The organism is Filibacter tadaridae, from assembly GCF_900609045.1.
Taxonomy (GTDB): Bacteria; Bacillota; Bacilli; order Bacillales_A; family Planococcaceae; genus Sporosarcina; species Sporosarcina tadaridae.
Map to the genome: position 1 here is coordinate 1 of NZ_UXAV01000045.1, position 26,233 is coordinate 26,233.

Below are 26,233 nucleotides of genomic sequence, written 5' to 3' on the forward strand. Positions count from 1 at the left end.
ACAGTTCAGTCGGGCCATTACAGTTTCCGCAGTTGCCATTACAGTTTCACAGTTTGCCCTTACAGTTCAGTCGGGCCATGACAGTTTCCGCAGTTGCCATTACAGTTTCACAGTTTGCCCTTACAGTTCAGTCGGGCCATGACAGTTTCCGCAGTTGCCACGACAGTGTCTCATCAGATTTAGAAAAAGCCCATTTGCATCTTGCAAATGGGCTTTTCGGTATTTATTTAATAAGGAACTTCGTTTGGCTATGGCCTTCCCTGGATTTCTTCACTTCAAGAATAGCTGGGAATGCCGCCTTTAATTCTTCGACATGTGAAATGACACCAATCATGCGGCCCGACTTTTGAAGTTCAATAAGTGTGTCAATTGCCTTATTCAAAGATTCCTCATCCAAGGAGCCGAATCCTTCGTCGATGAACATCGTGTCAATTGAAATGGAGCCTTGGAAACTTTGGATCACATCAGCCATCCCAAGAGCAAGACAAAGAGATGCATTGAACTTCTCGCCGCCTGACAAGGTTTTTACATCACGCGTTTGACCAGTATAGGCATCATACACATCCAATCCTAGGCCACTTTGCTTACCTCGTACTTCCTGGCGATCACTGCGTATCAATTCAAACTGACCGCTGGACATTTCCTTCAACCGGCCATTTGCAGACTGAATAATGCGTTCCAAGTATTCGATTTGAATATATCTTTCAAAGGATAATTTTAATCCATTTTGTCCTCTTACAACGTCGTAAAGATCCGTTACCTTTCCGACACCCCGTTCAAGCTCACTCACTTTCCCTGCTGATTGTACAATTCTCTCTTTTAAACCGGACGCTGATTTTTTGAATTCCATTGACTGATTGTAATCTGTAAGTGCTTTTTCGTATGCACTTTTCAATTCTATTACAATTGATTCCAACTGGATAAGGTCTGTCATTTCTTTTCCGGCTAGATGCTTTTGCAAGTCTGCTACCGCATCTTTAAGCGATTGCAATTGCTGCCTGAAATGAATGATCTCTTCTTTCAATGAAATACGATCTGTTTCAGTCATCTTTGCGACACGGTATACCTCTTCTGTTTCAAAATGGGATTTTTTCAATGCTTCCTTGAATCTCAATATCGCATTGTTTTGCTTCATAATCGCTTCATCTAAAGATTTCCCAGCATACAACTCCGTTGAACGTGACGTTGTAAGTTGTTCCTTTGCCACTTCACGTACTTTTTGTATCGTATCCCATGCATGGTCCATATCTTTTTTGCTCTTTTCCAGCTCAGCGATTCGTTTTTCTAGAACGGCAAGTATGCGAACATCTTCGGGTATTGCTTGTATCGTCATTTCAACAAGGGCATGTTCTTTTTCGTATGTAGCTTTCTTTTCATATAAAGATTTTTCCATTTCGTTTTCTTTTGATACAAGTTCTATTGTAAGGTCGTTTTGTACGTTCAATTTTGTTTTCTGCTCTTTAAGCACCTTTCTGGATTCACGGAGTTGCGCGACTTCATGGTCCAATTCTTTTCTCAACGTATATAAAGCATCACTTTCAACATCGATTGCGAAACGGTTAGTATCCGCCACTTTTTCATTCAATAAGTCAGTTACACTTTGTCGTTTTGCGACAGCCGTACGATAGATGCTATCAATAGCTGCTAGGCTTCTTTTCTCACCTTCCAATTGGTCTCTCGTTAAACTTTCGTTCGAATGGCCATTCGATTTTGTTGGATGATCTAAACTTCCACAAACTGGACAAGCATCTCCAGCATGCAGAGATTCCGCCAACATCGCCGCTTGGTTATTCAACCATTTCATTTCTAGTGACTCATATATTTTCTTTTGCTTTTCATAGTTTCGTTCTTTTTCGACTTCTTCTTTTTCTAATGAAATGGCTTGTTTGTGAACCGTACGGTATTCATCAAGGATTTTGCATTTTTCATTCGTTTCATTTAACGCATCAACACGTTCATCAAACGGAATCAGTATTTCTTCAAGTTGGTCTATTCTACTTTTTAGCGCGTCTTGTTTTTCTTTTTCTGCAACGGACTTTTCTTTTGTAGCACCAAGTAGTTCTTCTTTCACGGAGATTTCTTTTTTCATTCCATCAATCATTTTTTCCTTCGATGCTAATTGTGAAACGGCCGGTAAATGACCATTCAATCGAATTAGTGTTTCCGTTAGTTGCTCGCGTTCCCTCTTTCGCGCTTCCTCAGCCTCAAAACGTATACCGATTTCTTCCATCTTTTTAGTTGCATGGAGAACCATAGTTTTTGATTCCTCAAAAAACTTCGTTTTGGACGCTACTTCTTTTTTCAGTTCATCACATCGTGACTCGATTTCTTCAACGGATACTGCATGTTCTGCATCTGCTAATTGTTTTTCCTTTACCTCTATATAAGGGATTCGCTCAGTGATTTCGGTTAGCAGACGGCTTTTTTGCTTCATTTCCTCAAATCGCTCGTTTGTACTTTTTGCTTCATGATAAAAGGCTAGCTTTTCCGCATGTTTGTTGACTGTTTCCTCGTAATTCTTCTTGTCTTGTAGTGTTTTCTCTTCGTAATAGACAAGTTCTTCTTCTAAACCTTGTACAACCTGATTGACGTTGTAGTGCTCATTTGCGAGTACGGTGAACAATTCGGATTCTCTTATTGGTAATAATGTCGGAATTTGTTTAATATGGCTTTCACTTAATTGCATTTCACTCGTTAGTTCTGATTGTGCTTTGTCTTTTTTTACTTTTAGGCGTTCCACCAATTCACGATACGGCCCTGTTTTGAATATTTTCCGCATGATTGCTTCCTTGTTTTCCGTGTCGGAAGTAAGGAATTTACGAAACTCTCCTTGCGGTAACATGACGATCTGACTGAACTGTGCTTGTGTGAAACCGACCAGTTCCTCCGCTTTCTTATTGATTTCAGAAACAATTTGTCTATCGACAAACGGCACTTCGCCATGTTCGGTGATCTCATAAAACTCACAGTTGGCTGTCGTCTCTGACTTGTTGCCTTTTTTTGTATAAGGCACTTGGCGCATGATACGATACGTTCGATTGTTTATGGTGAATGTCAATTCAACAGACGTCTTCACAGCTTCATCTGCAAAATCGCTGCGCATCGCCCGTATATCCGTTCTATCTTCACCACTTGCTTGTCCATATAATGCAAAACTGATACCATCGAAAATCGTCGTTTTTCCGGCCCCTGTTGCACCCGAAATAACGAATAAGCGATTGTCTCCCAGTTTTGTGAAATCCACTGTTTCTGTTCCTTTATACGGTCCGAATGCCGTCATTGATAGTCGTATCGGTCTCAATTCCCCGTCTCCCCTTTCCGCATCACTTCATGGAGTACTTCTGCAAAGAGTGCTTCTGTTTCAGAATCCGGTAGCTCCTCTTTCATTGCTTCGTAGAATGATTTAAACAGTGTCCAGTCATCTTGTTTGCCGATTTCAGACCGTTGTTTCTCACCTACTACCGAGGAGGTCTTAGGTATTTTACGTTCGACATGCATTGCATTCGGAAAGACTGACCTGATTTTCTCCATGGGGAACAAAACCGGTGTAGTGTCCTCTAATTTCACAAAGACATAATCGTCGCTAGCCGGATGTTGTAAAATGTCTTCCATCAGTCCTTGAACTGTCCGCATATCCCGTTTTGGTTTCAGCTCCCGTTTTTCAACGGTCACTTGCCCTTCACCATCCAGTTCAACGATGAAAAACCCTTTGTTATGATGTTCTTCTGAAATTGAATATTTCATTGGTGATCCGGCATAACGCACTGTTTCATCCGACACATAATGTGCCTGGTGTAAATGGCCAAGTGCCGTGTATTTGAAAGGTTCAAAAAGATGTGCTGACACATATTCCGCACCGCCGATTGCGATGGGGCGTTCTGAATCGCTTGTGTTGGCTTCGCCTTCACCGTGAGGCGTAACAAAAGCATGTCCTACAAATACATGTCGTGCGTCTTCCGCCCAATTTCCGCGGATACCTTCTATCACTTTTTTCATGGCGTCATGATGGTTCGAAATTGTTTCGTCTTCATATAAATGTTTTACAATGGAAGGATCCGCAAAAGGAACAAGGTGGAAATGAACATCACCGAAATCATCCGACAAAATGACCGACTCGATGTCCTTCGTCATTTGACCGACAACATGATAGCCATTCGACCGCATTAGGCCGCTACCGAAGTGCAAACGCCCGGGGCTATCGTGATTGCCACTTATTGCGATGACGGGCGTATTGTGCGTAATTGTAATCTCTTCTAATATATCATTCAATAATTCAACCGCTTCAGTTGGCGGTACTGCCCGGTCATACAAGTCGCCTGCGATAACGACCGCATCAGGCTTTTCTTCCTTTATCGCTGCAACGAATTGATCTAAAATAAAACGTTGGTCCTCTGTCATATAAACACCTTGGACGAGCTTACCTAAATGCCAGTCCGCCGTATGGAAAAATTTCAATTTCCTCTCCCCTTCCGAATCACTTTTCCCTTACTTTACAGGAAATAGCGCTAAAACTGAAGTTGACCTTCCCGTTAATGCACGATAAAAAATAACCGGAGGACACAGTAGTACCTGTGACTTCCGGCCGTTTTGTTGCCTATCAGATATCCCCTAACGCAATTATTTCCCCTGTCACCGCGTTAACACCTTCGGCTGCATCTAATAATCCGCATAATATGTACTTACCTGACGCCAAGTCATATACATATGTAGGATCGAGTGAAATATAGGGGAGCATTTTCTCAAATGCCTCATCATGTGTGACAACTTCTTTATCAGCTGGTGTAAACGTATCAAAAATCTCAAAAAACGACCCATTGTCCATAAAATTCAGCACGGACATCTTTTCCGGATGGATGAATACAACAAACTTACGATTGAACAGTGTTGAATTTTCATAACTCATTTTACAATGCGCTTCAATGAAATTCTCTTGGCACTGAAGTTTAACTAGCTTCCACATTCCCGAATCATCTGGAAGCTCCGTCCGTAAGACGTCTGTTACAATAACTTTACACTGTTCGATTTGTTGATCTGACAATGTCAACTTACCCAGAGTACCGGTATTGCCAAATGCCACATCCGCAGTCACTTCAGACAAAAACTCAATTTCTTCACGGGCAATCTCCTCTGTAAGTGGTTCAAGCCATTCGATGACTATATCTGTTTTCACTTCGGTACGTTCATGTTCCAGAAATGGAATCATCCTAGTTCCATCGACCGTTATAAACACTTCTTCCATCGCATAGACCGGAACAAAACATTTTTTCTCCTCCGAAGGAAATTTCACGAGTTGAAGTTGCTTTTTAACGAGTGGCTCTATTTCTTCCAATGTTAATGTGAACACTGACTTTTCCACTTGGTTTTCGGAAGGAATTTCACCATATGTATGATAGGATATCAACTTACCAACCTCATCAAATTCAACATTGATTATACAGCTTGGTGAAAGGGAAATCCCGTCAATATCTGATTCAAATTGAAAACCATTGGTACTTGATTTAGTCAGTTTAAAGCTTTCGCCATAGACTAAGCCCGTTTCCTTTTCAAGCCATGTCGATACTTCTTCGATTGATTTATTCGGGAATTGTGTCATTGTCGATAGTGATAAGTCATCGACAAATGTCACACTTCTAAACTGCTCTTTTCGGATCATATAGTCAATACTTGCAGTTCCATCAGGATTACAATCCTCTTCAACAGGCTCTTTCAAGTTCTTCGGAAACCACTCCAAATTCACCATATAAACTGCCGTTCCCATGCTGTCCCGCTCTTTGTAAATTGAATGTCTTTCCAATTCGTAAGCTTCCAAACCGAACTTCACTTTTGCCTCTTCTGCAATTCTTTCCACGCGCTTGTCCATGTGCCCACCCTTTTCATATCAGTTTATGCAAAAAGAAAAGCTGATTGCACATGGCAGTCAGCTCTTCAATTTACTCGAAAAACACTTTATCAACATTGTATCTTGCACGTTGCGTATTAATGATATACGTTTCGTAAATTTCACGTTCCATCGGGTCTTCAATAATGATAACGGAAATCTCCTTCACTTCGTTACGGTGTTCTTTGATTGGTGATACGTTATCTTCAAAATGCTTCTTTACACGTTGGCGTAGTTTACGCGCTTTCCCTGCAAACAGCAATTCACCTTTGTTATTATAAAACAAAATGATGCCGCCCTTATCACGCGGAATCTCATGTAAATCGATGAATCCATAAATTGGTTTTATAGGTACTACACCTGCGCCCAATTCCTGGTCACGTTGAACAATCGTTATATCTGGTTTCGGTATTGTAATTGAAATCAATTCAAAGTCACGTCCTCTTCTTTTCTGAAACTAAATACTACCACAAAACGGACTAAAAAGCGAAGGACGGCTTCACTGTCATCGATTTAAGAACCGGACTAATTTCCGGACCAATCCCTCTGTCAGTTCACTGTTATCCAAATTCGACATCATTCCGGAAATAACAGGTTTACGGAAATCAAGAGTTAATAGTTCTTGTCCGATCACGTCAAGGCTTATGAATACCTCATCTTCCGTGTCATTAATCTGTCGTTTAATCATTTCGATGTCCTTTATTAATTCTTCAGTTGTAATTGAAATCGCTGTACCCTCGAAACTCAGTAACTGCTCTTTCTTCAAAAAAGGCTCAGTTAAACCACTGATGATAGAATCAGTTCGCTCGACAATGTAGCTTGCCAAATCAGCGATATTCAATTTTTTCTTATTGAACACAATAATTTCTATATAGCCGTGTGTGATACCGTTTAACATGACGATTATATCGGGCAAATGATTGTGAATACCTTCGCCATACAAATTCAATAGAAGGTTCTCCATTGTTTCATACGCCTTTTTACGCATTTTATTCATCAAATCCAGCATTTCTTCATTTACAGGACTCGTTTGTTCCCTCATCTGCATAAGAATGAAATCCGAATAACGAGCAATTTCCTCAAATTGAATAACGAAAAACTGTTCAAATCTTTTCCTCGGGGTGGTTTCCATGTGATGAATCGCACCTATCCGGTCAATCAGTTTCGTACCAAAGTATTCAAAAACTGAAAGCAGAAGGCCTTCTTTCGATTTAAACGAAAGATAAAACGAACCTTTCGAAATGCCGCATGCATCTGTAATTTCTTGGACAGAAGTTGCTTCAAAACCTTTTTTCGCAAAAAGCTCCGAAGCTTTTTCGATTATCAATATTTTCTTATCCGACAAATCAAAACCCCCACCTAGTAGAAAAGTAATCTATTAAAATTGTTTCACTTGACTCATGACTGACCGGTCAGTTATTATGATAAAGCACCGATTGACTATTCTTTTCCAATCATAAAGCATTATGACTAGTTGGTCAAAGTAAAAATTCTAATGGAGGTACATATGAATTCAATCATTAACTTTGTCATGAAAAACAAATTGGCCGTATGGCTTGTCACGCTAATAATAACAGCTGCTGGTATTTATTCCGGATCGAAAATGAATTTGGAAACCATACCGGATATTACGATTCCTATCGTTAGTGTAACAACGGTTTACCCAGGTGCTACACCTGATCAAGTGGTGAACGAACTTTCAGAACCACTTGAAAAAGCAGTTAAGAGTTTGAATGGCGTCACTTCAGTCAGCTCCACATCCTATCAAAATGCGTCATCCCTTCAAATTGAATATGATTTCGGGACAGATATGAAGCAAGCTGAAGAAGATGTAAACGAGGCGCTTAAGAATGTCACGTTGCCAGAAAACGCGATGGATCCTACTGTCGGCAGAATCAGTATCAATGCATTTCCGATTCTCGCACTCAGTGTTTCTGATAGCAAAGCAGACCTTGAAGAGTTAACGGTAAAAGTCCAAGACTCATTGGTTCCTGAACTCGAAGGGATTGAAGGTATTTCAAGTGTTGCAGTTTCGGGACAACAAATTGAGGAAGTCATTCTGACATTCGATAAAGAAAAGCTAGCCGCAAACAATTTAGATGAAGAAACAGTCAAACAACTTGTAAAGGGCTCAGATGTGACGATGCCACTTGGCTTGATTCAATTCGACGAAGATGAACAATCCGTTGTCGTCGACGGCAATATTACAACTGTTGAAGATTTAAAAAACATATTAATTCCCGTGATGCCGACAGCTACTCCCGGTTTAACAACACCACCTGCCGGATTGGGATCATCAGCTCCCCAAATGTCTACAGTCAAACTAGGTGAACTCGCAACAATTGAGCATATTGGTAAAGCTGAATCTATTTCAAGGATGAATGGTAAAGAAGCCATTGCCGTTCAAGTTGTAAAATCACAGAATGCCAATACAGTAACCGTTGTTAATAATGTAAATGAACTGATGACGCAGTTTGAAAAAGAAAATGATGGCGTCAAGATTTCTACGACGCTGGACCAAGGTGAACCTATTCAACAATCAGTTGATACGATGGTGAGTAAAGCACTATTTGGTGCACTTTTTGCTATCATCATTATTATGCTCTTCCTTCGTAACTTTAAATCTACACTTATTTCAATTGTGTCGATTCCAATGTCACTGCTAATTGCCGTCATATTCTTGAAGCAGATGGATATCACACTAAATATGATGACACTTGGTGCAATGACCGTTGCAATTGCACGTGTAATCGATGATTCAATTGTCGTAGTCGAAAACATATTTAGGCGAATGTCCCTTTCAACAGAAAAATTGAAAGGTAAAGATCTTGTACGAGAAGCAACGAAAGAAATGTTTAAACCTATCATGTCGTCCACACTCGTTACAATTGCAGTCTTCCTACCGATCGCATTAGTTAGCGGTATGGTTGGCGAACTATTCATGCCATTTGCTTTGACAATTGTATTTGCTCTACTCGCTTCACTTATTGTCGCGATTACAATCGTCCCGATGCTTGCCCATTCATTATTCAAAAAACAGCTGTACTCAAATACTGGTAGCCACATTGAAAAACCGAGTAAAATGGCTGCAGCCTATCGGAACTTTTTGAACTGGACGTTAAATCACAAATTTATCACATCCATCATTTCAATCGTACTGCTTGTCGGTAGCTTATTCCTAGCCCCTGTCATTGGTGTGAGTTTCCTTCCGGATGAAGAACAGAAAATGATGTATATTACGTATACTCCTGAACCCGGTGAAACGCTTGATACCGTGAATAGTACTGTTGAATCTGCAGAAGAGTATTTATTGGATTTGAAAGATGTTGAAGTTGTGCAAGCTTCAGTCGGAGGAGAAAATCCGATGGCACCTGGTGCATCTAATGGGGCCCTAATGTTTGTAACATTCGATAGCGATACTACCGAGTTTACGAAAGTGAAGGAAAAAACAATCGTCGAACTGCAAAAAATTCCTGCTAAAGGCGAATGGAAATCACAGGACTTTTCAACAAGTGGTTCAAGTAATACCGTAAGTTATTACGTTTACGGAAATAACTTGAAAGACATTGAACCTGTCGTTGAGGACATTGAAAAGATCATGATTGACAATAAAGACCTGAAGAATGCTAAAACAAGTCTAACAAGAAAATATAAAGAATATACACTCGTTGCCGATCAAGAAAAGTTAACACAGTACGGTTTAACCGCTGCACAAGTCGGAATGGTCCTCTATCCGAATAACCAGCAAGAAGTATTGACTAAGATTGTAGAAGACGATAAGACAATCGAAGTTCTTATTAATGAAGAAAAGAAAGAACATAAAACAATCGATGACCTATTGAAAGAAAAAGTTCAGTCACCACTTGGCATGGAAATCGCCATTTCTGAATTGGTGGACATTCAAGAAGGTACAACGTCTGATACGATTTCCCGTAAAGACGGTAAATTGTTCGCAAGTGTTTCAGCAGAAATTACGACAAAAGATGTCGCAAAGGCATCAACGGCTATTCAGAAAAAGGTTGATGAACTCGATGTTCCATCTAATGTGAAAGTTAATACCGCTGGCGTAACAGAAGATATCACAGAAGCGTTTACACAGCTTGGGCTTGCGATGCTTGCAGCAATTGCTATTGTGTACTTGATTCTGGTTATTACATTCGGCGGAGGCCTTGCGCCACTAGCAATCCTGTTCTCCCTTCCCTTCACAGTAATTGGTGCTTTGGTTGGTCTATGGATTGCTGGTGAGACAATCAGTGTTTCGGCAATGATTGGTCTACTAATGCTGATTGGTATCGTTGTGACGAATGCGATTGTATTAATTGACCGTGTCATCAATAAAGAAAAAGAAGGACTTACAACGAGAGATGCCATTTTAGAAGCGGGCTCTACAAGACTTCGTCCTATCCTTATGACTGCACTCGCTACAATCGGAGCATTGATTCCTTTAGCTATCGGTGCGGAAGGTAGCGGACTGATTTCCAAAGGACTCGGCGTTACTGTCATCGGTGGTTTGACAAGCTCAACATTACTCACACTTATCTTCGTTCCAATTGTCTATGAGTTTTTAGGAAAGTTCCGTAAAAAGAATAAAAAAGCTTAACTTTTAACACAATTAATAAACTCGCCCTTGTCAATCGTTTCAAGATTGACAAGGGCGAGTTTTTTGTTTTTCAATATCTAGTAAAAAAGAAACTATTCAAGCCGCCTCACAACAACTGCTTATCAATTTCTCCATTGTCACTATTCCCAAACAAGCTTGTCAATTTCAGTTTTGCTTTATCCTTCATATCATCATCAATATATGCAATGACTTTATAAACGGCAGCTACTATGACACTGGCATCGTCAGCTAGTCCCACTACCGGTATGAAGTCGGGAATAAGATCTATCGGGAGAATGAGGTAACTAAGTGCACCGATAATTATCATCTTCGAAGACTTCGGAACCGCTGGATTTTTGGCTGTATAATAGAGAAGCAAACTATAATATACGGTCTGTTCCCCTGCCTGTTTGCCATATTTCTTCACTTTATCCCAAAACCGTTCGTCTGAATAATGATTGTCCGTATTTTGCAAGTCAGATTCCGGATCAACGTGTTTCAATTCAACTTCATACTCATCTTTCTTTTTCAGCATATGGATGTCTCCCTTTTCAACATTCTTTACATTAATAGTACACATTACAACCTGAGTTGTCATTTGTCAGCTATGAAAATCCTTACTACATCCGGTAGTCGAGTTGATTTCTCTCAAATTGTTCGCCTCTTCTTTCCCCTATCATCCAAGCATACACTATACCATTCTGCTTTTTTAGAAAGGATGGAGTCTATGGATTTTCCTGTTTCAATTGTTACTAAAAAACTGCCCCATGCTTCACCAAACGTCAACGTGTATTACCCCACCGTTATGCACCTACAGGACTTTACTGTCCAAAGGAAAATCAACCACGCTATTATTTCGACGTTAAATGAAATTCTTATCGAACAGAACTTTTATGATACCAACCTTGTAGAACTGCAAGCATACTATGAACTGAAAACGAATCAGCGGGGCATTCTCAGTTTGAATCTTATCGTCTATTCTTTTACGGGCGGTGCACATGGTATGACGATTATCAAATCGCTAACATTCGATGTGAAAACCGGAAAACAATATGACCTGAAAGACTTATTCAAACCAGGCAGCGATTATCAAAAAAAACTATCGTCCATTATTCGCAAACGTATTACAGATTGGAAAACCATTTTGTTAGATCCGCCATTCAAAGGAATCCGTAGCGACCAGAACTTTTATATCGCGGATACATCAATCGTCATCTATTTCCAGCTTTACGAAATCGCTCCCTATTCATCAGGTTTTCCATATTTCCCAATTCCAATTCTTGATATCGCCGATATCGTCAGATCCAATGGCCCACTTGAGCGCATGATGTCATTTACGTGATTCATTCAATACTTTCCTGTTGGACCTCAGTAAAAAGCGAGTCACTGAAACTTCTTTCCGTTTCAGTGACTTGCTTTTTCACTTCCAACAAATCGGAGCAACTAATTTCAATCGCCCACACGTTGACATCCTTTCTCATTGTTCTATTCTATTTACATTACTTTACTGTTGATGTAGCTTAGATACATAGGATACTGTATTGAAAGGTGGAATTCGGTGGATAGAATACTTGTCATAAGTGACATACATGGCGAACTGGACCTATTTGAACGCTTATTGAAAGCGGTACACTACGATCCAGCAAAGGACCAGCTAATTCTACTGGGAGATTACGTAGATCGCGGCATCAACGCAAAAGCCGTACTAGATAAAGTCATCCAGTTAAAAGGACAAGGCGCCGTCGTTTTAAAAGGTAACCACGAAGATATGATGATCAAATCACTGACAATGGATGACGAACGGGCTTGGGGAAATTGGACAGGCCGCAACGGTGGCAATAAAACCTTGGAAAGTTACGGATTCAAAGAAAAGGACTTTATAATCCCTGAAGATGAAGCTTTTATAAAGCCTTCACTTTACTCTGCAACATTAAATGGCCATCTTCAATTCATCCAAACCCTTGATCACTTCATGGAGTGGGACGATTACATTTTCGTTCACGCAGGTGTAGATCCAACAACCCCAATTGGCGAAACGGATCCATACGTCCTTATGTGGATTAGAGAAGACTTTTATAAAAATTATAAGGGGAATAAAATAGTTGTTTTCGGACATACGCCAACAAAAATTCTTCATGGAAGCGCCGATAATCATGCTGTGTACTTCGGCAAGAATAATATCATCGGTATCGATGGGGCTGCGGTATATGGCGGACAATTAAATTGTTTGGAATTACCTAATGGTGTCGTTCATTCTGTAAGGAAATAGTACATAGAAGCAATGCTGTACAGACTAGGAAAGAGGTGTTTGTTTATGGAAGAGAAAAGTTATCAAGAACTGATTCCAGGTAGAATATTCATTGGTGGAATCGATGCAATCGGCGAACTACTTACCAACGAAGAAATCGATGCTATTTATGATTTACGAGCAGAAGTGAAGGGTCCTCTATCAAGCGCTATAAGCGTACACCAACCCCTTGTTGACGATGCCGAACAGCAAGACGCATCTATCAAAGCCGCAGTAAATGAAGTGATTAGTGCCTACACATCGGGCAAGAATGTCTATTTTCACTGCAATACTGGACGCGGACGTGCTGGGACTATTGCAACCGCAACACTGTTGGAACTTGGATTAGCAAATTCCGTAAATGAAGCAGAGCAAAAGGCACAAGAGATACGCCCACAGATTAATGTCAAACCACAATTCAAGGAAGCCTTAAAAAGACTATACGAAGCATAATACAGCAACAAAGCCGGGTCTCCAGAACACTGGAAAACCGGCTTTTATTTATATTCGGAACCTTTATCACTCTACAGTAATAGCCCGCTTGTTTTTTCTCCCAACAAATAAATAAATCAGTAATACAACAACTATCAATGCCGCAGAAAGCAAGTAAACATTTTGGTAACCGTAATAGACAGCTACAAGCCCTAATACATAAGATCCTGTCGCAATGCCAAAATCAAAGAAAGTGAAAAATGTCGCAGTCGCATAGCCACTTCGTTCATGTGACGTCGACTGAATCGCCAGCGTTTGTAAGCAAGGAACAAGTGCCCCATACCCAAGACCGATAAACACACCAGCAACAAGGAATAACCACGCTGTATCCATAAATGCCAATAGAACAAGACCAATAATAAAGAAAATCATGCCCGGTATCAAAATGAAGATTGGTCCTTTTTCATCAAAAACCTTCCCGGTAAACGGTCTTGTAACCAGCATAGCCACTGCATAAACGACGAAGAAAATACTTGCAAGTGCTAACAAATTCTTTTCCTTCGCATAGATTGATAAAAAAGATAAGACGCTCGCATACGAAAAGGCGATTAAACTACTCAACATCGCAACCGGCAATGCCTTTTTCTCAAAAAGATCATTCAATGAAAACTTACTCTTTTTCAAGGCCGGCACTTGCACAAAATCCTTCGGTATAGTTAATGAAGCAAGTGCACCTATTACCATTAAAACGCTCATTACAATAAACAACGTTTGAAACGAATACGATTGAATAATGAATAAGGCAATGAATGGTCCGATAACAACCGCTAAATTTGTAGACATTACAAAATAACCAAGGCCCGCACCTCGTCGCGTGGGCGGGACATTATCAGCGGCAAGTGCCCCTGCAGCCGTCGTTACAATACTGAACCAAATTCCCTGAACGAACCGAAGGATCAATAGACTTTGAAAAGGTTCGATGAAATAATATAGGATTGTACAAAGTAAATAGAACACTAAGCCAATCCATAACATTTTACGCTTCCCTACGAGTTCCAGTACTTTCCCCGTGAACGGTCGAACTACAATTGCCGATAGTAAGAATATCGTCATTAATAGTCCAGCTTCTTCGTCTGTCCGGCTCAATACATCTTTCGCATAAAGCGGTAAAGTGGAAACTAATCCATAAAATATGATAAAAACAGATAAATTCGTTAAAAATAAACTGATAAAAGCTTTTGTCCAAATTGGTTCTTTTGTAGTCAAACTATCAGGACCTTTCTTTATTCGTTTTTTTCAACAACGACATTAAAAGCGATTGCTCTTCTGCCGTCAGGCTCTCTAAAAATCGATTTTCGAACTGGATAACCGACTCTTTAACTTTTGGAAGTTCAGCTTTTGCCATTCGGGATAGACTGACAACTTTTTCACGACGATCCTTCCCTTCACGCGTTTTCAACCAACCTAACTCTTCCAATCGATTAACCGTCCGCGTAACTGTAGGTGCTTCTACATTTAAATACTTCCATATTTGTGTTAATGTCATCTCATCCTGTTGTTGAATACAAAATAAAACAGTCCATTGCGCTGCAAATAAATCATGGTTTTTCAACGCATGGTTCAATTCCCTATTTAAAAATCGAGTCTTCTGAAAAAGTTCATGAAATAATGGATTCAATTTTTTCACCTCTTTATTAATTACCTAGCTAACTAATTATACTTCGCGTGACGAAATTTGTAAACTGATGCAACAATCCCAAAGATCCGATTTTATCTCTATTTTGACGATGAGGCTAAATGCGATGAAAAGCCGATCTTATTTGGTATCATAAATTAAGATGGTACACGAAAATACAGAAACGAGGCGTTTTTATGGAGACGAAAAAGAATATGATTTGTGACATCGATACTGGAATCTGCGGACCTGCCGGTGAAGGTACAACGCAGTTTATCGATTTGTCGGCGCCGCAAAAGAAAGTGAAAATTACGGATGCAGATTCATCGAAAGACTACATTGCGGTACAACAAGAAGTGGCGTCGGAGGAAGTCAAAAGAACTGAAAACAAAAGTGATTATTGATAAAAACACGAGTAGCTTAATCGACTATACGTATCCAAAATTTCTACAGTATACAAAATGCCCGCTAATCCATAAAAGGATTAGCGGGCATTTTCCCTCTTCATCATTAACTTCATGCAGCAGTCATTTTTTGATCACGCGGTAATGCTAAACCCACAAGCCCGATAATCGGAAGAAATGACACGACAACCATCGTCGGTAAAACACCGATACTATCCATCAACGCACCGATAACTACGGCGCCAATAGCCCCCATGCCAAATGCAAGTCCTACTGTTAGACCTGCCATCGTACCAATTTTGCTCGGTACAAGTTCTTGCGCATAAACGACCGTAACTGAAAAACTTAGCATGATAAAAAATCCGATGAACACCAATAGAATAATGGCTGCCCAAAACGGAACATGTGGCAATAGTAAACAGAGCGGAATCGGCAAAGCGAGTGATAAAACAATAACGTTTTTCCTACCGATTCGATCCGCCATAGGTCCACCGAAAAATGTCCCCACTGCTCCTAAGGCGAGAAAGATAAATATGACCAAAAGTCCTTCCTTCTCCGTAAAGCCATACATATTAATAAGATGAAACACGTAAAAGCTTGTAATACTGGTCACGTAAAAAGAACGGGCAAAGATAATAACTAGCAGTAGACCAAGCGCTATGCCAACCTGTCTTTTCGTTAAATCCCCAAGCGAAGAAAGCAGCACTTTTTTCCGGCTATTCAACTTCTCCTGTTCAAGTTGCTTCTTATACCAAGCTGATATTTTTGTCAAAATAAAGACAGCAAGCGCAGCAACCACTATGAAAATAGCCGCACCTTTTTGTCCTAATGGAACCAATATGAATGCACTGATTAACGGAGCGAGTGCTTGACCTGTATTTCCGCCGACTTGGTAAATGGATTGAGAAAGACCCCTTTTTGAACCAGCCGCCATAAAGGAGACCCGAGATCCTTCAGGGTGAAATACTGCTGAACCGAATCCAAGTAACATAACCGATACGAGAATCATCCAATATTCTGGTGCAAATGCAAGGCCCGCTATCCCAACAAGGGAGAACATCATACCGAACGGCAACGCATACGGTTTTGGTTTACGGTCACTTAAATAGCCTACAACGGGTTGCAAGACAGAGGCAACCATATTAAGACAAAAGAGAATTAGCCCTAGTTGTGTGAAAGTAAGTCCTCTTTCCACTTTTAGGACGGGAAAAATTGCAGGAATAACGGCCTGTAGTGAATCATTCAGTAAATGTACGCCGCCAATTGCAAACATAATCGGGTACACAGGATTTCCTAAAATAGAATCTTTTTTTGTAGTCATCTACCGTCAACACACTTTCTATAATCGAAATAATTGCCATAATCCAGTATAACGCAACTTTTGGATAATTGGGCGTATATTCGATTAATGCGTGCTTAATGTGTCAATTCCTTACTGAGTTCTGGTGCAGTTGAAACAATTATACTCGTTGTAATCCCACTCAATAATACAGTTGTTAACGAGATAGATAAAAATACAGATTCAAGCATTAAACTTCCAATCGTCACGATAACTACATCGACTAAAAAGATTGCGATGCCCGCATTCATACGCAACTTCCTAGCAATCATTTGAGAGAATAAATCAATCCCCCCGATACTAATGTCCCGACGAAGCATAATGCCAGCCCCAGCTCCGATTATTATCCCTCCAAATGCAGCACCGAATAGCGGAGAAACCCCTAACCCGCCACCCAACTTATGTAATGGATATAACAAGTCGATGATCAATGAGGAGAACAACATACCGTGAATACCATTATAAAAAAACGAACGATAGAAGAACCAGGCCATTATGAAGATTGGAATGCTCAAAAGTAGAAAAGTCAGCCCAACTTTAACGTCCAGCATATAATGGAAAATCAGGCTAACACCAACAGCACCGCCTTCCAATAATCCAAATGGGACAAGAAATAAATTCACACCAATTGCAATTAGCAAACTACCTATTAATATTGTCAATGACTTCTCTAAGAACTGCACGGAATCCCACCTACCCTAGATACTTTCTAGAAGTATATGATTGTCCCGTACGTTTCTTTACTATTTGCTTGTCTTTTCCTACAATTTAATACAATCTAGAAATATTCAGCCGCTAAATGGTTGTTTGTTTATTGCATATGCATTAGATCGATTCATCACTTTTACGGTTACATATAAAAAAAGGAAAACGCCTCCCCCACTTTTCAGGTGGAAAAGGCGTTTCACTCATTTATCAATCGGTTGGAATCACTTCTACTTCAATTCGATCCTTTTCAGTACCAGCCACGACAACTGCCGCAGATGCATCACCGACGACGTTAACCATTGTGCGCATCATATCCAAAATCCGATCGATACCTGCAATAAGTGCGATGCCTTCTATCGGCATGTTCACTGAAGTCAACACCATTGCGAGCATAATCATTCCTGCACCCGGTACGCCTGCTGTGCCAATGGAAGCAAGAATCGTGATTAAGACAACCGTTAATAGTTGAGTGAACGATAAATTCAAATTGTAAAACTGTGCGATGAAAACAACAGCCACCCCTTGGTAAATGGCCGTCCCGTCCATATTGACCGTTGCTCCGAGTGGTAGAACAAAGCTGGAAATTTTATTCGGCACACCAAGGTTTTCATTCGTATTTTTAATCGTCATGGGTAATGTTCCTGAACTGCTCGCTGTACTGTACGCAACGAGTGCAGTGGGTGAAATTCCTTTGAAAAACTTAACCGGGCTCATTTTTCCATACGTTTTTACAGCAGTTGAATACACAATTACTGCATGTAATAGACAGGCAATATAGACTGCAATAACAACCTTTAATAATGGCAATAAAACAGATAATCCATACTGACCAATAACTGGGGCGAGTAGACCTAAAACGCCGATGGGTGCCACTTTCATGACGATACCAGTAATTTTGTACATCACTTCGGCAAATCCCTCGAAGAATCGGTAGACCGGCTTCGCTTTCTCTCCGACGAGTGTGATTGCTATGCCAATGAACAATGCAAAGAAAATGATTTGCAAAATGTTCCCAGCGGCTAAGGCGCTGAACGGATTTTCAGGAATAATATTCAAAAGTGTCGTAATGGCGCTTTGCGGCTCTTGCGTTGCTGCTTCAGGAACACTCAATCCATCTGTTGCAATCGTTATTCCTTTTCCTGGTGAAATCATGAATGCGACCGCTAGACCGATGATAATTGCTAATGCTGTCGTCACTAAATAATAAGCAATTGTTTTGATACCCATTCGTCCAAGTTGCTTCGGATCTGCTGTCCCCGCTACTCCAACGACAAGTGTCGATAATATCAGCGGAGCAATAATGAACTTGATCAGACGTAAGAACAAATCACCAAACGGTTTCAAAAAATCAATGGAACTACCGAAAATACTTCCTAAAATAATAGCTAGAACAAACGCGATAAAAATTTGTGTAACAAGATTGAACTTTACTCTCATATCCCTCTCTCCCTTCTATTTTTTTAGCACATCTTATTCACTTACCCCATCTTATACAAATCGCCCCTCCGTCATGAATTGCATTTGTCATTTCATATAGACAAACGCAAAAAAAGATGCAATCCGATTAAACGGATTGCATCTTTTTTCTACATTATTTAAACCACGCACCCACTATCGGGTAATTAAACTCTTCATTGTTGAGCGCTTTGACGATTCCTATGATTGGGACGATGAACCACAATAAACCAAGTCCAATGACCAATGGAATGCCAATAATTATGAAAATCAATAAAATAGATATGACTAACAATGCACCCATCACCAGTTGAAAAAAGATTGCTTGGAGTGCAAGTTTCTTCATTTCAAGGTCCTCCACAAAGAAATGGCAAAGGATATAGATTAATAGCGGAACCGCATAAGGAGCGAAAAAAGCGCTGGCATGCACGATAACTTTTAACCCCGTATTATCCACAAGATAACCCCCTCATCTATTTTCCTAGTATTTTAGTATACGGATGAAAGGTATGGAAGTTTCACACAAGAATTTTTATGTTACCATGTTTTTGTCATGGCTGCTAGATTGAGAAGCGACACATGACCTTTTTGCAAGGGCGGCGGGCAGGATTTATTGTAAGTTACTATTTTTTTATTCACTTTCTTGATCTTTTTTTCGATGTCTTTCGTGGATTCGTTTAACTGATTATCTGCGATTATATTAATCTCTTCGCGGATTTCATGTTGAAGTTTTAGCCAGTGTGGTTTATAGCCCGCATCCTTCGCAATCCGCTGGAAATGTTGAAACGTATCACCTGCAAAATACTCTTCAGATAATGGCTGTCCTTGTCCTTTCAGATTATCCATACCACCCGTTTTTGCATGTTCTTTTAAAATGTCTCCCATCCAATCTTGATAGGGTGGATTCAATTTATCTTCATTCAATTCCACGCACATCCCTCTTAAGATGCATTAGAGTTTCAGTAAATCATTGCCGCTCGGTGTATAGTCCAATCTCATTTTCTCCAACTCTATCTTCATTTTTTCCGTTTCGATGACAAAGTTTTGTTGTTTTATTTTTTCCAATTCGATTTCATCCCGAATCATTTCCGCTTTAATCTTAATCGCTTCCCGCCTGTGTTTCGTTATTATTTCTGTGATTGGAACACACATTACACACGCAACAATTCCAAGTATAACTAACAATGCAATCACTCCTTCAAGAGTATTCAAATAATCTCATTATACATGAATTGTACCTTAGAAAAGCTGATTGCACATGGCAACCAGCTTTTTTGATTTCTTATTTTTGTGTGAAAGTGGCAGGCATGACAACACCAACGACTTCTCCTGTTGCGCAAAGTGTGTCATCCGCAAATACTTCGACAATGACTTTCCATTTCTTCGGATGGATTTCCTCCACCTTTCCGACCGCTTTCAGGATTGCTCCCTGTGGTGTCGGCTTTAGATAATTGACATTCAATGACGCGGTAACAAAACGCGGCGCTTCTTCACCGCTTCCAGGCTCATGACCATTTTTACGATGTAACGCCAACGCACAAGACCCCGTTCCATGACAATCAACAAGAGATGCGATTGCCCCCCCATAGACAAAACCGGGTATTGCAGTGTATTTTTCATCCGGTTCAAAATACGTTACCGTTTCATCACCTTGCCATCCCGTACGGAAATGGTTACCTTCCGTATTCAATCGACCACAACCATAACACCAAGCAAAATCGTCCGCGTACTCATCTTGGATTGCATGTAGTACTTTCGTCGTCATATCTACCATTCCCCCAATTACGTTAATTCAATTTCATTATAACATTCTGACAACAAATTAATCTTCTAAAATGTCTTTCAAAAGCTTTTCGCGGTGGTCAAGGAAATATTTCGTTATCTGGTAGTGCTCTGTCATTTCATATCTCGTCTCCGTTATTTCCCCATTGTCAAAGTTAAGAATGGCAGCATCCGGATAACCTAAAATAATCGGTGAATGCGTTGCGATAATGAATTGGCAATCCTCTTCGTTGACGAGATCATGCATGATGCGCAAAAATGCCAACTGCCGTTGGGGAGATAGTGCCGCTTCGGGCTCATCCAGTAAATAAATTGCCTTGCCTTGGAAACGATTTAGAAATAAGGACAAAAACGACTCACCATGTGATTGCTGGTGAAGTGATTTCCCTCCATAAGCTTGATAAGAGCCTCCAGGTTCCCTAGCCATTCTATCGATGTGCGAAGCAAAATTAAAAAAAGACTCGGACCTTAGAAAGAAACCGTTCGAAACTTTCGGGAACCACGACAATCGAAGATGCTTGCTTAAGTCACTTTCAGACGCATCGACTTCATATATATTATTCCTTCCGCCGCCCGCTGTATTGAAATCACATAAATCAGCAATCCCCTCCAAAAGCGTCGATTTTCCAGAACCATTTTCTCCAACAAAAAATGTGACTCTATTATCCAGTTTCAACTCGTTCATAGTCTGGATGGACGGGATAGAAAACGGGTACTCTTCTTTTCTTTCGTCGCCTTCATGTAGCAACGTGATTTTATTCAAAAACATTTCGTACCTCCCTTCTAAAATCAAACTACATTGTATAAAGCCATCTGGACTAATCAAGTCTCCAGTGTCTGCGTATACTATAGAAACGAGATACAGGAGGAATTCACCATGAACAAAAAGATGAAAAAGAAAATGAGAATTAGGGGCTTGTTTCTAATCGCCATACTGATAGGCGGCACTTTTCAATTATCCTATTCAGTCAACAATACCACCGAGAAAGAATTCGCTACACTTTTTGATCCTATGAATTCTGTAATTAGTTCTTTAACGTTCACGATACCATCGGCTCTTGCTTCAAATTCAAAAACATGGATAGTCGATGATGAAGAAGAAATTAATGCGTTTTTACACTTTCTAAAAAGCCATAAAATCCAACAATTAAAACCGGATGAAATTGATGTAAATGATACTATTTCACAATTCAGCATTAGCCTTGAAGATGAACAAGGCAATGAGTTTACTGTTATTGTTGAAGAAGAGTTAATCATCGAAAATAACATGCTCTACTATAAAATAGTCGATGGCCCACTCGATGTGGACTGGCTTGTTCATTTCTTCATACAAAATCAACTTTAACGAATTTTTGTTCCTTAATTGATACGAATGATTCTACCCTATCCCTACCTTCAGTTACAATGAAACTAACTTCACTCAAAAAAGGAGCTTTAATGATGGACTACAAAACTAGCGATGAACAGGTCATTCAAAAATACCAAGAAGATGAGCAGCTGATGATTCGCCTATTCATTCAGTGGTGCGCCAATCACAACTTAGATCCCCACCAGTTATATAAACGGGCCTATCCTCATCAACAAGAGAACAACACCATGAAACAACTTATAAAAGACGCAGAGAATAACAAAATTCATATAGACAATGAAACAATGCTTGATGTATTACAAGTATTCGGCAATGATGGCCTTGCTTTTATCGTTGCCGAAGAAATAGAACGGCTCAGCAGGAATTCTTAAAAAAGTAAATCGATTTTTACAATTAGCCGAATCTATTATATACTATAACTAGTCAGACATATGCAATAAAAGGGAGAGATGAAATTGGTTAAAAGTTTACCAGCACGTTCAGAAGTAAAGATAGAAGAGACATGGAACTTGCAGGATTTATTTAAATCAGAAGCAGATTACGAAGCGGCAATTGTAGAACTTGAAAATGAAGTCGATACATTCGCTGAACAATTTAAAGGGCGTATTACAGACCCCACATCAGTAATTGAAGCATTAAAAGGATATACATCCATTTTTGAAAAAATGATTCCTATAGGTACTTATACAAGCCTTGCATCCAGCGTCGACCAAACAAATGACGAGGCCCAAATGCGTGATAACAAATTCGGTTCAACTGCTGCGAAAATTAGCAGTAAATTATCATTTGTCAACAGTGAACTTTCCGAACTTCCAGCAGAAGTATTGGAAGAAGCACAACAACAATCTGCTGAATTCAAAAACTATCTGGACGAAATAATTCGTAAGAAACCATTCCAACTGCATCCTGAAGTAGAGAAAACATTAGCGGCATTCTCTTCGACATTCGACGCACCATATGGTTTGTACAACACAACGAAAATGGTCGATATGTCATTTGATGATTTTGAAGTAAACGGGGAAAAGTATCCCCTTAGCTATGTTTCATTTGAAGGTGGTTGGGAGTCGGAGGTTGATACAGACAAACGCCGTGCTGCATTCGATGCTTTCTCCGCAAAACTAAAAGACTATCAGCATACAACTGCAAAAACATATGATACACATCTTCAAACCGAAAAAACAATGTCCGATGTGCGTGGCTATGATACCGTATTCGACTATCTGTTATTCGATCAGGAAGTTGACCGTACGATGTATGATCGTCAAATTGATTTGATCACAAAAGAATTAGCACCACATATGCGGAAATACGCAAAATTGCTTCAAAAAGTACATGGTTTGGATAAAATGACATTCGCCGATTTGAAAATTCCACTTGACCCGACTTATGAACCTGAAATTACTGTTGAAGAGTCAAGGAAGTATATCGATGATGCACTTGCCATCATGGGTGACGATTATTTGGATATGGTCGACCGCTCTTACAAAGAACGCTGGATTGACTTCGCTCAAAACAAAGGGAAATCCACGGGTGCATTTTGCTCCAGTCCTTACGGCAATCACCCTTATATACTTATTTCTTGGACGGGAAGCATGGAAGATGTCTTCGTGCTTGCCCATGAATTAGGACATGCGGGTCATTTCTATAATGCACACAAAGAGCAAAACCTGTTCAATTCACGTCCTTCCCTTTATTTCATTGAGGCTCCTTCAACAATGAATGAAATGCTCATGGCGAATCATCTTTTGAAAAATTCCAATGATCCGCAGTTCAAACGGTGGGTTATTTCTTCAATCGTTGCACGTACGTACTACCATAACTTCGTCACACACTTACTGGAAGCTGCATATCAACGTAAAGTATACGAACGTATCGATGCAGGTGGCAGTGTGAACGCAGGTATATTGAACAACTTGAAACGCGGCGTCTTGGAAGAGTTCTGGGGAGAGGATGTTGACATTAATGAAGGAGCTGAATTGACATGGATGCGTCAACCTCATTACTACATGGGCTTGTATCCATACACATACAGCGCAGGTTTGACAATCTCCACTCAAGTATCCAAACGTATTCTTGAAGAAGGTCAACCTGCCGTAGACGAGTGGTTGGAAGTACTGAAAGCAGGCGGAACGAAAAATCCGGCGGAGCTTTCTAAAATGGCTGGCGTTGATATTACAACTGAGCAGCCTCTCCGCGATACAATTGCTTATATCGGCGAAATGATTGATCAGTTAGTTGAGTTGACAGAGGAAATTGAATCCGTGAAAAACTAATAATCATTCATAAAGAAAAAGGAGTAAGGTTACATGACTTTTATGTAACCTTACTCCTTTTTCATCTATTTATAAATCCGAGTTGAACGGAATCAGCAATTCTTTTATAACCAATCTCTTGATAGATTTTATTTGACGTTGGATTCATCAAATCTGTGTACAATACACAAAAATCATAAGTTTTAAGGAACTCCTTTGAACCGGCTGCGACCATTGTGCGGGCATATCCTTTTTTCCGTTCTTCTTTTGGTGTGAAAACGAATGAAACGGTAATTCCTTTTTTTGTTGGTCGTGCCTTTTTCATCATTGAGACCACCTTTCCGCCATCAACCCATAAAAGAACCTCGCGTCCATCTATAAATGACGCAACACGCTTTTTGACGTCTGCAACAGGCGTAAGTGGCAGGTGAGCATCTTTTTCGAACAAATTGTACCATTTCTCGATTAAAGGACTATCACTTTGTTCCGCGTATCGCCAATTCCCCGGGCTTTTCTCAGGCGTTTCATCTACTTGGTCTAGACGGTACAAACCCTGGTCCATTAGTACTTCATGTTCAATACCTGTTTTCTCTACCCATTTCTCCGCAAAACTATATGCCCATGGTTTCAATGATACAACAGAGTTAAGCGTCAATTTCAATCGGAATAAGTTTGGAAATAACACGTTCATGATTTCTTCCAGCCGGTTATCGTCATCAATAATTAAATTTAATGGATGTGGAGGTGTCATTTGAAATAGGCCTAACACTTCTCCGTTTTCTTCGATTGTTGCCATAAAAGGATTGTCGTATCGGCCCGCTTTTATTGCCTGTAAAACACCTAAAAATAGACTATACACATCCTCTCTTTTGGATAAAATGGGTTCAGCCTTCAAAGCAAATTCATGCACATTGTCATACTGTTTAAATTCCATTATCATAAGCCCCCTTTTCCTTATTAATTTGAATCTTACAATATACGAAAGTCGCTGTCACTTCGTTAGTTTTTCTTCCTAGTTATATAGCGAACTAAAGATTCCACTCAAAATCACTTCGGTGCACGGGGATGGCTTTGCTGGTTTTATCACACACCCGGTGCCGATTTCTGACACCATTTGTGTTCTTCAATTTGCGGCAGATGCTGGCATCCGATTCAAAAAAAAGACGTACACCTGTAAGATGCACATCTTTTTCTATGTATGACAGTACCCAATAAGTCGGGCTTCACCAAAGCATTGGTTTCTGTACCATAAGCCAAAGCATGATTAGCATAAGGCCGATGTAACCCCAGGAAGTTCTATTTAAACTCTTGAGTATGTCATTCTTATTAGCACCCGGAAGATGAAATCTGCGGAGTACTTTTGTAAACCCTTTTGTTAGGAAGACTGCTGATACAAGCATGACAGCAAGTGTCATGATAACCCATGATGTATACCACGGCCAAGGTCCAAGAATAATCAGAAGCACGCCCGAGAAAACAAGAACGTGCCCTGCATGCATGACGATCCGGACAATAACGTTAATAATAGACAAATAAGCATTTTCGATATCTACATTAACATCATATAATCGTTTAATGACCGGCATAAGGATGAATAATGGACCTATGGACGTAACCGCACTGGCAACATGCAGAAATACGATTATGCCATAGATATCCGGTTTCATTTAGAACATCATTTCTGAACCGGGCTGAATTCGTGTACCCATACACGCATCGTTGGGAGCCACGGCATTTTAGGATGGAAAGCAAGAATCGATTGTTTGTAAGATTCCATATCAGCGAAGCCTTCCTGTTTCGCATTTTCATCAGTCATTTCACCAAGCGTTTGTGAATAAACCGTATCCATTTTGAACTCTTTACCGTCCAGCACCATAATTTCTCCAGGATATGCATATACGCCATTCCGTCTAGTTGCTGTTTTTTCGCCGTTCAACACTCTTTTTATGTCTTCAGGAACCGTAATAAGTTTTTCCACTGAGCTTGTTTTTTCCGGAAGTCCTGCATTTTGTTGGTTATTCATATTCATCCCCCACTTCTATTTATTGTACC

At 40.1% G+C, this 26,233-nt stretch carries 27 protein-coding genes; 8 read left to right on the forward strand and 19 right to left on the reverse strand.

Annotated features, from left to right (window positions below):
• Positions 1-223: 223 nt before the first annotated feature.
• The 5 genes from FILTAD_RS14575 to FILTAD_RS14595 all read right to left on the reverse strand — a co-directional run bounded on the left by FILTAD_RS14575 (position 224) and on the right by FILTAD_RS14595 (position 7,223).
• A complete protein-coding gene (locus tag FILTAD_RS14575; RefSeq protein ID WP_124071716.1) occupies positions 224-3,301 on the reverse strand; it encodes an AAA family ATPase in 3,078 nt (1,025 codons plus the stop codon).
• A complete protein-coding gene (locus tag FILTAD_RS14580; protein WP_124071717.1) occupies positions 3,298-4,455 on the reverse strand; it encodes an exonuclease SbcCD subunit D in 1,158 nt (385 codons plus the stop codon). The genes FILTAD_RS14575 and FILTAD_RS14580 overlap by 4 nt, the downstream gene beginning before the upstream one ends.
• 142 nt (positions 4,456-4,597) lie before the next feature.
• On the reverse strand, positions 4,598-5,860 hold the full coding sequence (locus tag FILTAD_RS14585; protein ID WP_124071718.1) for a hypothetical protein: 1,263 nt from the start codon (positions 5,858-5,860) through the stop codon (positions 4,598-4,600).
• A 70-nt stretch (positions 5,861-5,930) separates the two neighbouring features.
• Positions 5,931-6,305 carry a nucleotide excision repair endonuclease gene (locus tag FILTAD_RS14590; RefSeq protein WP_124071719.1) on the reverse strand — a complete coding sequence of 125 codons (375 nt, stop codon included), beginning with the start codon at positions 6,303-6,305 and terminating at the stop codon, positions 5,931-5,933.
• Between the two features lie 78 nt (positions 6,306-6,383).
• Positions 6,384-7,223, reverse strand: coding sequence for a TetR/AcrR family transcriptional regulator (locus tag FILTAD_RS14595; RefSeq protein ID WP_160117622.1), 840 nt, complete (start codon positions 7,221-7,223; stop codon positions 6,384-6,386).
• 162 nt (positions 7,224-7,385) lie between these two features.
• Here FILTAD_RS14595 and FILTAD_RS14600 point away from each other — a divergent pair, with 162 nt between their 5' ends.
• Complete coding sequence (locus FILTAD_RS14600) at positions 7,386-10,478, forward strand: efflux RND transporter permease subunit (protein ID WP_124071721.1); 3,093 nt, start codon at positions 7,386-7,388, stop codon at positions 10,476-10,478.
• A gap of 106 nt (positions 10,479-10,584) precedes the next feature.
• On the opposite strand, the gene FILTAD_RS14605 is transcribed toward FILTAD_RS14600, so the two are convergent.
• The gene (locus FILTAD_RS14605) at positions 10,585-11,013 is read right to left on the reverse strand and encodes a YkvA family protein (RefSeq protein WP_124071722.1); all 429 of its coding nucleotides are present in this window, start codon (positions 11,011-11,013) and stop codon (positions 10,585-10,587) included.
• Between the two features lie 192 nt (positions 11,014-11,205).
• On the opposite strand from FILTAD_RS14605, the gene FILTAD_RS14610 reads away from it, so the two are divergent.
• The 3 genes from FILTAD_RS14610 (at position 11,206) to FILTAD_RS14620 (ending at position 13,218) form a co-directional block, all read left to right on the forward strand.
• Positions 11,206-11,820, forward strand: coding sequence for a DUF3298 and DUF4163 domain-containing protein (locus FILTAD_RS14610; RefSeq protein ID WP_124071723.1), 615 nt, complete (start codon positions 11,206-11,208; stop codon positions 11,818-11,820).
• A 216-nt stretch (positions 11,821-12,036) separates the two neighbouring features.
• The gene (locus tag FILTAD_RS14615; RefSeq protein WP_124071724.1) at positions 12,037-12,747 is read left to right on the forward strand and encodes a metallophosphoesterase family protein; all 711 of its coding nucleotides are present in this window, start codon (positions 12,037-12,039) and stop codon (positions 12,745-12,747) included.
• 45 nt (positions 12,748-12,792) lie between these two features.
• The gene (locus tag FILTAD_RS14620) at positions 12,793-13,218 is read left to right on the forward strand and encodes a protein-tyrosine phosphatase family protein (protein ID WP_124071725.1); all 426 of its coding nucleotides are present in this window, start codon (positions 12,793-12,795) and stop codon (positions 13,216-13,218) included.
• 66 nt (positions 13,219-13,284) lie between these two features.
• Here the strand turns inward: FILTAD_RS14620 and FILTAD_RS14625 are convergent, their stop codons facing one another.
• Together FILTAD_RS14625 and FILTAD_RS14630 are read right to left on the reverse strand one after the other, a co-directional pair.
• Entirely contained in the window at positions 13,285-14,463 is a 1,179-nt protein-coding gene (locus FILTAD_RS14625; protein WP_124071726.1) for an MFS transporter, read from the reverse strand.
• Between the two features lie 4 nt (positions 14,464-14,467).
• Positions 14,468-14,875 (reverse strand): MarR family winged helix-turn-helix transcriptional regulator, encoded by a 408-nt coding sequence (locus tag FILTAD_RS14630; protein ID WP_124071727.1) that lies wholly within the window; start codon positions 14,873-14,875, stop codon positions 14,468-14,470.
• 194 nt (positions 14,876-15,069) lie between these two features.
• Between FILTAD_RS14630 and FILTAD_RS14635 the strand changes: the two genes are divergently transcribed.
• A complete protein-coding gene (locus FILTAD_RS14635; protein ID WP_124071728.1) occupies positions 15,070-15,276 on the forward strand; it encodes a hypothetical protein in 207 nt (68 codons plus the stop codon).
• 112 nt (positions 15,277-15,388) lie between these two features.
• Here FILTAD_RS14635 and FILTAD_RS14640 read toward each other — a convergent pair whose 3' ends face one another.
• The 8 genes from FILTAD_RS14640 to FILTAD_RS14675 form a co-directional block, all read right to left on the reverse strand.
• Complete coding sequence (locus tag FILTAD_RS14640; RefSeq protein ID WP_124071729.1) at positions 15,389-16,597, reverse strand: MFS transporter; 1,209 nt, start codon at positions 16,595-16,597, stop codon at positions 15,389-15,391.
• Positions 16,598-16,692: 95 nt separating this feature from the next.
• Positions 16,693-17,298, reverse strand: coding sequence for a YitT family protein (locus FILTAD_RS14645; protein ID WP_124071730.1), 606 nt, complete (start codon positions 17,296-17,298; stop codon positions 16,693-16,695).
• 232 nt (positions 17,299-17,530) lie between these two features.
• The gene (locus FILTAD_RS14650) at positions 17,531-18,760 is read right to left on the reverse strand and encodes a dicarboxylate/amino acid:cation symporter (RefSeq protein WP_124071731.1); all 1,230 of its coding nucleotides are present in this window, start codon (positions 18,758-18,760) and stop codon (positions 17,531-17,533) included.
• Between the two features lie 154 nt (positions 18,761-18,914).
• Entirely contained in the window at positions 18,915-19,235 is a 321-nt protein-coding gene (locus tag FILTAD_RS14655) for a magnetosome magnetite crystal formation protein family (RefSeq protein ID WP_124071732.1), read from the reverse strand.
• An 80-nt stretch (positions 19,236-19,315) separates the two neighbouring features.
• Complete coding sequence (locus FILTAD_RS14660; RefSeq protein ID WP_238988262.1) at positions 19,316-19,708, reverse strand: DnaJ family domain-containing protein; 393 nt, start codon at positions 19,706-19,708, stop codon at positions 19,316-19,318.
• Positions 19,709-19,729: 21 nt separating this feature from the next.
• Entirely contained in the window at positions 19,730-19,963 is a 234-nt protein-coding gene (locus tag FILTAD_RS14665; RefSeq protein ID WP_345788911.1) for a hypothetical protein, read from the reverse strand.
• Between the two features lie 97 nt (positions 19,964-20,060).
• Positions 20,061-20,543: a PaaI family thioesterase gene (locus FILTAD_RS14670; RefSeq protein ID WP_124071733.1), complete on the reverse strand. Its 483-nt coding sequence runs from the start codon at positions 20,541-20,543 to the stop codon at positions 20,061-20,063.
• 57 nt (positions 20,544-20,600) lie between these two features.
• Positions 20,601-21,329 carry an AAA family ATPase gene (locus FILTAD_RS14675; RefSeq protein ID WP_124071734.1) on the reverse strand — a complete coding sequence of 243 codons (729 nt, stop codon included), beginning with the start codon at positions 21,327-21,329 and terminating at the stop codon, positions 20,601-20,603.
• A 108-nt stretch (positions 21,330-21,437) separates the two neighbouring features.
• Here FILTAD_RS14675 and FILTAD_RS14680 point away from each other — a divergent pair, with 108 nt between their 5' ends.
• From FILTAD_RS14680 to pepF, 3 genes are all read left to right on the forward strand, one after another.
• Positions 21,438-21,905: a hypothetical protein gene (locus FILTAD_RS14680; RefSeq protein ID WP_124071735.1), complete on the forward strand. Its 468-nt coding sequence runs from the start codon at positions 21,438-21,440 to the stop codon at positions 21,903-21,905.
• Positions 21,906-21,997: 92 nt separating this feature from the next.
• Positions 21,998-22,300 carry a hypothetical protein gene (locus FILTAD_RS14685; RefSeq protein WP_345788912.1) on the forward strand — a complete coding sequence of 101 codons (303 nt, stop codon included), beginning with the start codon at positions 21,998-22,000 and terminating at the stop codon, positions 22,298-22,300.
• A gap of 84 nt (positions 22,301-22,384) precedes the next feature.
• The gene (pepF, locus tag FILTAD_RS14690) at positions 22,385-24,202 is read left to right on the forward strand and encodes an oligoendopeptidase F (RefSeq protein WP_203229727.1); all 1,818 of its coding nucleotides are present in this window, start codon (positions 22,385-22,387) and stop codon (positions 24,200-24,202) included.
• 61 nt (positions 24,203-24,263) lie between these two features.
• Here pepF and FILTAD_RS14695 read toward each other — a convergent pair whose 3' ends face one another.
• The 3 genes from FILTAD_RS14695 to FILTAD_RS14705 all read right to left on the reverse strand — a co-directional run bounded on the left by FILTAD_RS14695 (position 24,264) and on the right by FILTAD_RS14705 (position 26,210).
• Positions 24,264-25,115 carry a GNAT family N-acetyltransferase gene (locus tag FILTAD_RS14695; RefSeq protein ID WP_124071737.1) on the reverse strand — a complete coding sequence of 284 codons (852 nt, stop codon included), beginning with the start codon at positions 25,113-25,115 and terminating at the stop codon, positions 24,264-24,266.
• A gap of 289 nt (positions 25,116-25,404) precedes the next feature.
• On the reverse strand, positions 25,405-25,848 hold the full coding sequence (locus FILTAD_RS14700; RefSeq protein ID WP_124071738.1) for a hypothetical protein: 444 nt from the start codon (positions 25,846-25,848) through the stop codon (positions 25,405-25,407).
• Between the two features lie 8 nt (positions 25,849-25,856).
• Entirely contained in the window at positions 25,857-26,210 is a 354-nt protein-coding gene (locus FILTAD_RS14705) for an ASCH domain-containing protein (RefSeq protein WP_203229728.1), read from the reverse strand.
• Between the last annotated feature and the right edge of the window lie 23 nt (positions 26,211-26,233).

Bases quoted from the DNA above. Each gene is read 5' to 3' on its own strand.
- FILTAD_RS14585 (WP_124071718.1), bottom strand. From the start codon at position 5,860: ATGGACAAGCGCGTGGAAAGAATTGCAGAAGAGGCAAAAGTGAAGTTC.
- FILTAD_RS14600 (WP_124071721.1), top strand. From the start codon at position 7,386: ATGAATTCAATCATTAACTTTGTCATGAAAAACAAATTGGCCGTATGG.
- FILTAD_RS14605 (WP_124071722.1), bottom strand. From the start codon at position 11,013: ATGCTGAAAAAGAAAGATGAGTATGAAGTTGAATTGAAACACGTTGAT.
- FILTAD_RS14610 (WP_124071723.1), top strand. From the start codon at position 11,206: ATGGATTTTCCTGTTTCAATTGTTACTAAAAAACTGCCCCATGCTTCA.
- FILTAD_RS14620 (WP_124071725.1), top strand. From the start codon at position 12,793: ATGGAAGAGAAAAGTTATCAAGAACTGATTCCAGGTAGAATATTCATT.
- FILTAD_RS14635 (WP_124071728.1), top strand. From the start codon at position 15,070: ATGGAGACGAAAAAGAATATGATTTGTGACATCGATACTGGAATCTGC.
- FILTAD_RS14640 (WP_124071729.1), bottom strand. From the start codon at position 16,597: ATGACTACAAAAAAAGATTCTATTTTAGGAAATCCTGTGTACCCGATT.
- FILTAD_RS14650 (WP_124071731.1), bottom strand. From the start codon at position 18,760: ATGAGAGTAAAGTTCAATCTTGTTACACAAATTTTTATCGCGTTTGTT.
- FILTAD_RS14670 (WP_124071733.1), bottom strand. From the start codon at position 20,543: ATGACGACGAAAGTACTACATGCAATCCAAGATGAGTACGCGGACGAT.
- FILTAD_RS14675 (WP_124071734.1), bottom strand. From the start codon at position 21,329: ATGTTTTTGAATAAAATCACGTTGCTACATGAAGGCGACGAAAGAAAA.
- FILTAD_RS14680 (WP_124071735.1), top strand. From the start codon at position 21,438: ATGAACAAAAAGATGAAAAAGAAAATGAGAATTAGGGGCTTGTTTCTA.
- FILTAD_RS14685 (WP_345788912.1), top strand. From the start codon at position 21,998: ATGATGGACTACAAAACTAGCGATGAACAGGTCATTCAAAAATACCAA.
- FILTAD_RS14695 (WP_124071737.1), bottom strand. From the start codon at position 25,115: ATGGAATTTAAACAGTATGACAATGTGCATGAATTTGCTTTGAAGGCT.
- FILTAD_RS14700 (WP_124071738.1), bottom strand. From the start codon at position 25,848: ATGAAACCGGATATCTATGGCATAATCGTATTTCTGCATGTTGCCAGT.
- FILTAD_RS14705 (WP_203229728.1), bottom strand. From the start codon at position 26,210: ATGAATATGAATAACCAACAAAATGCAGGACTTCCGGAAAAAACAAGC.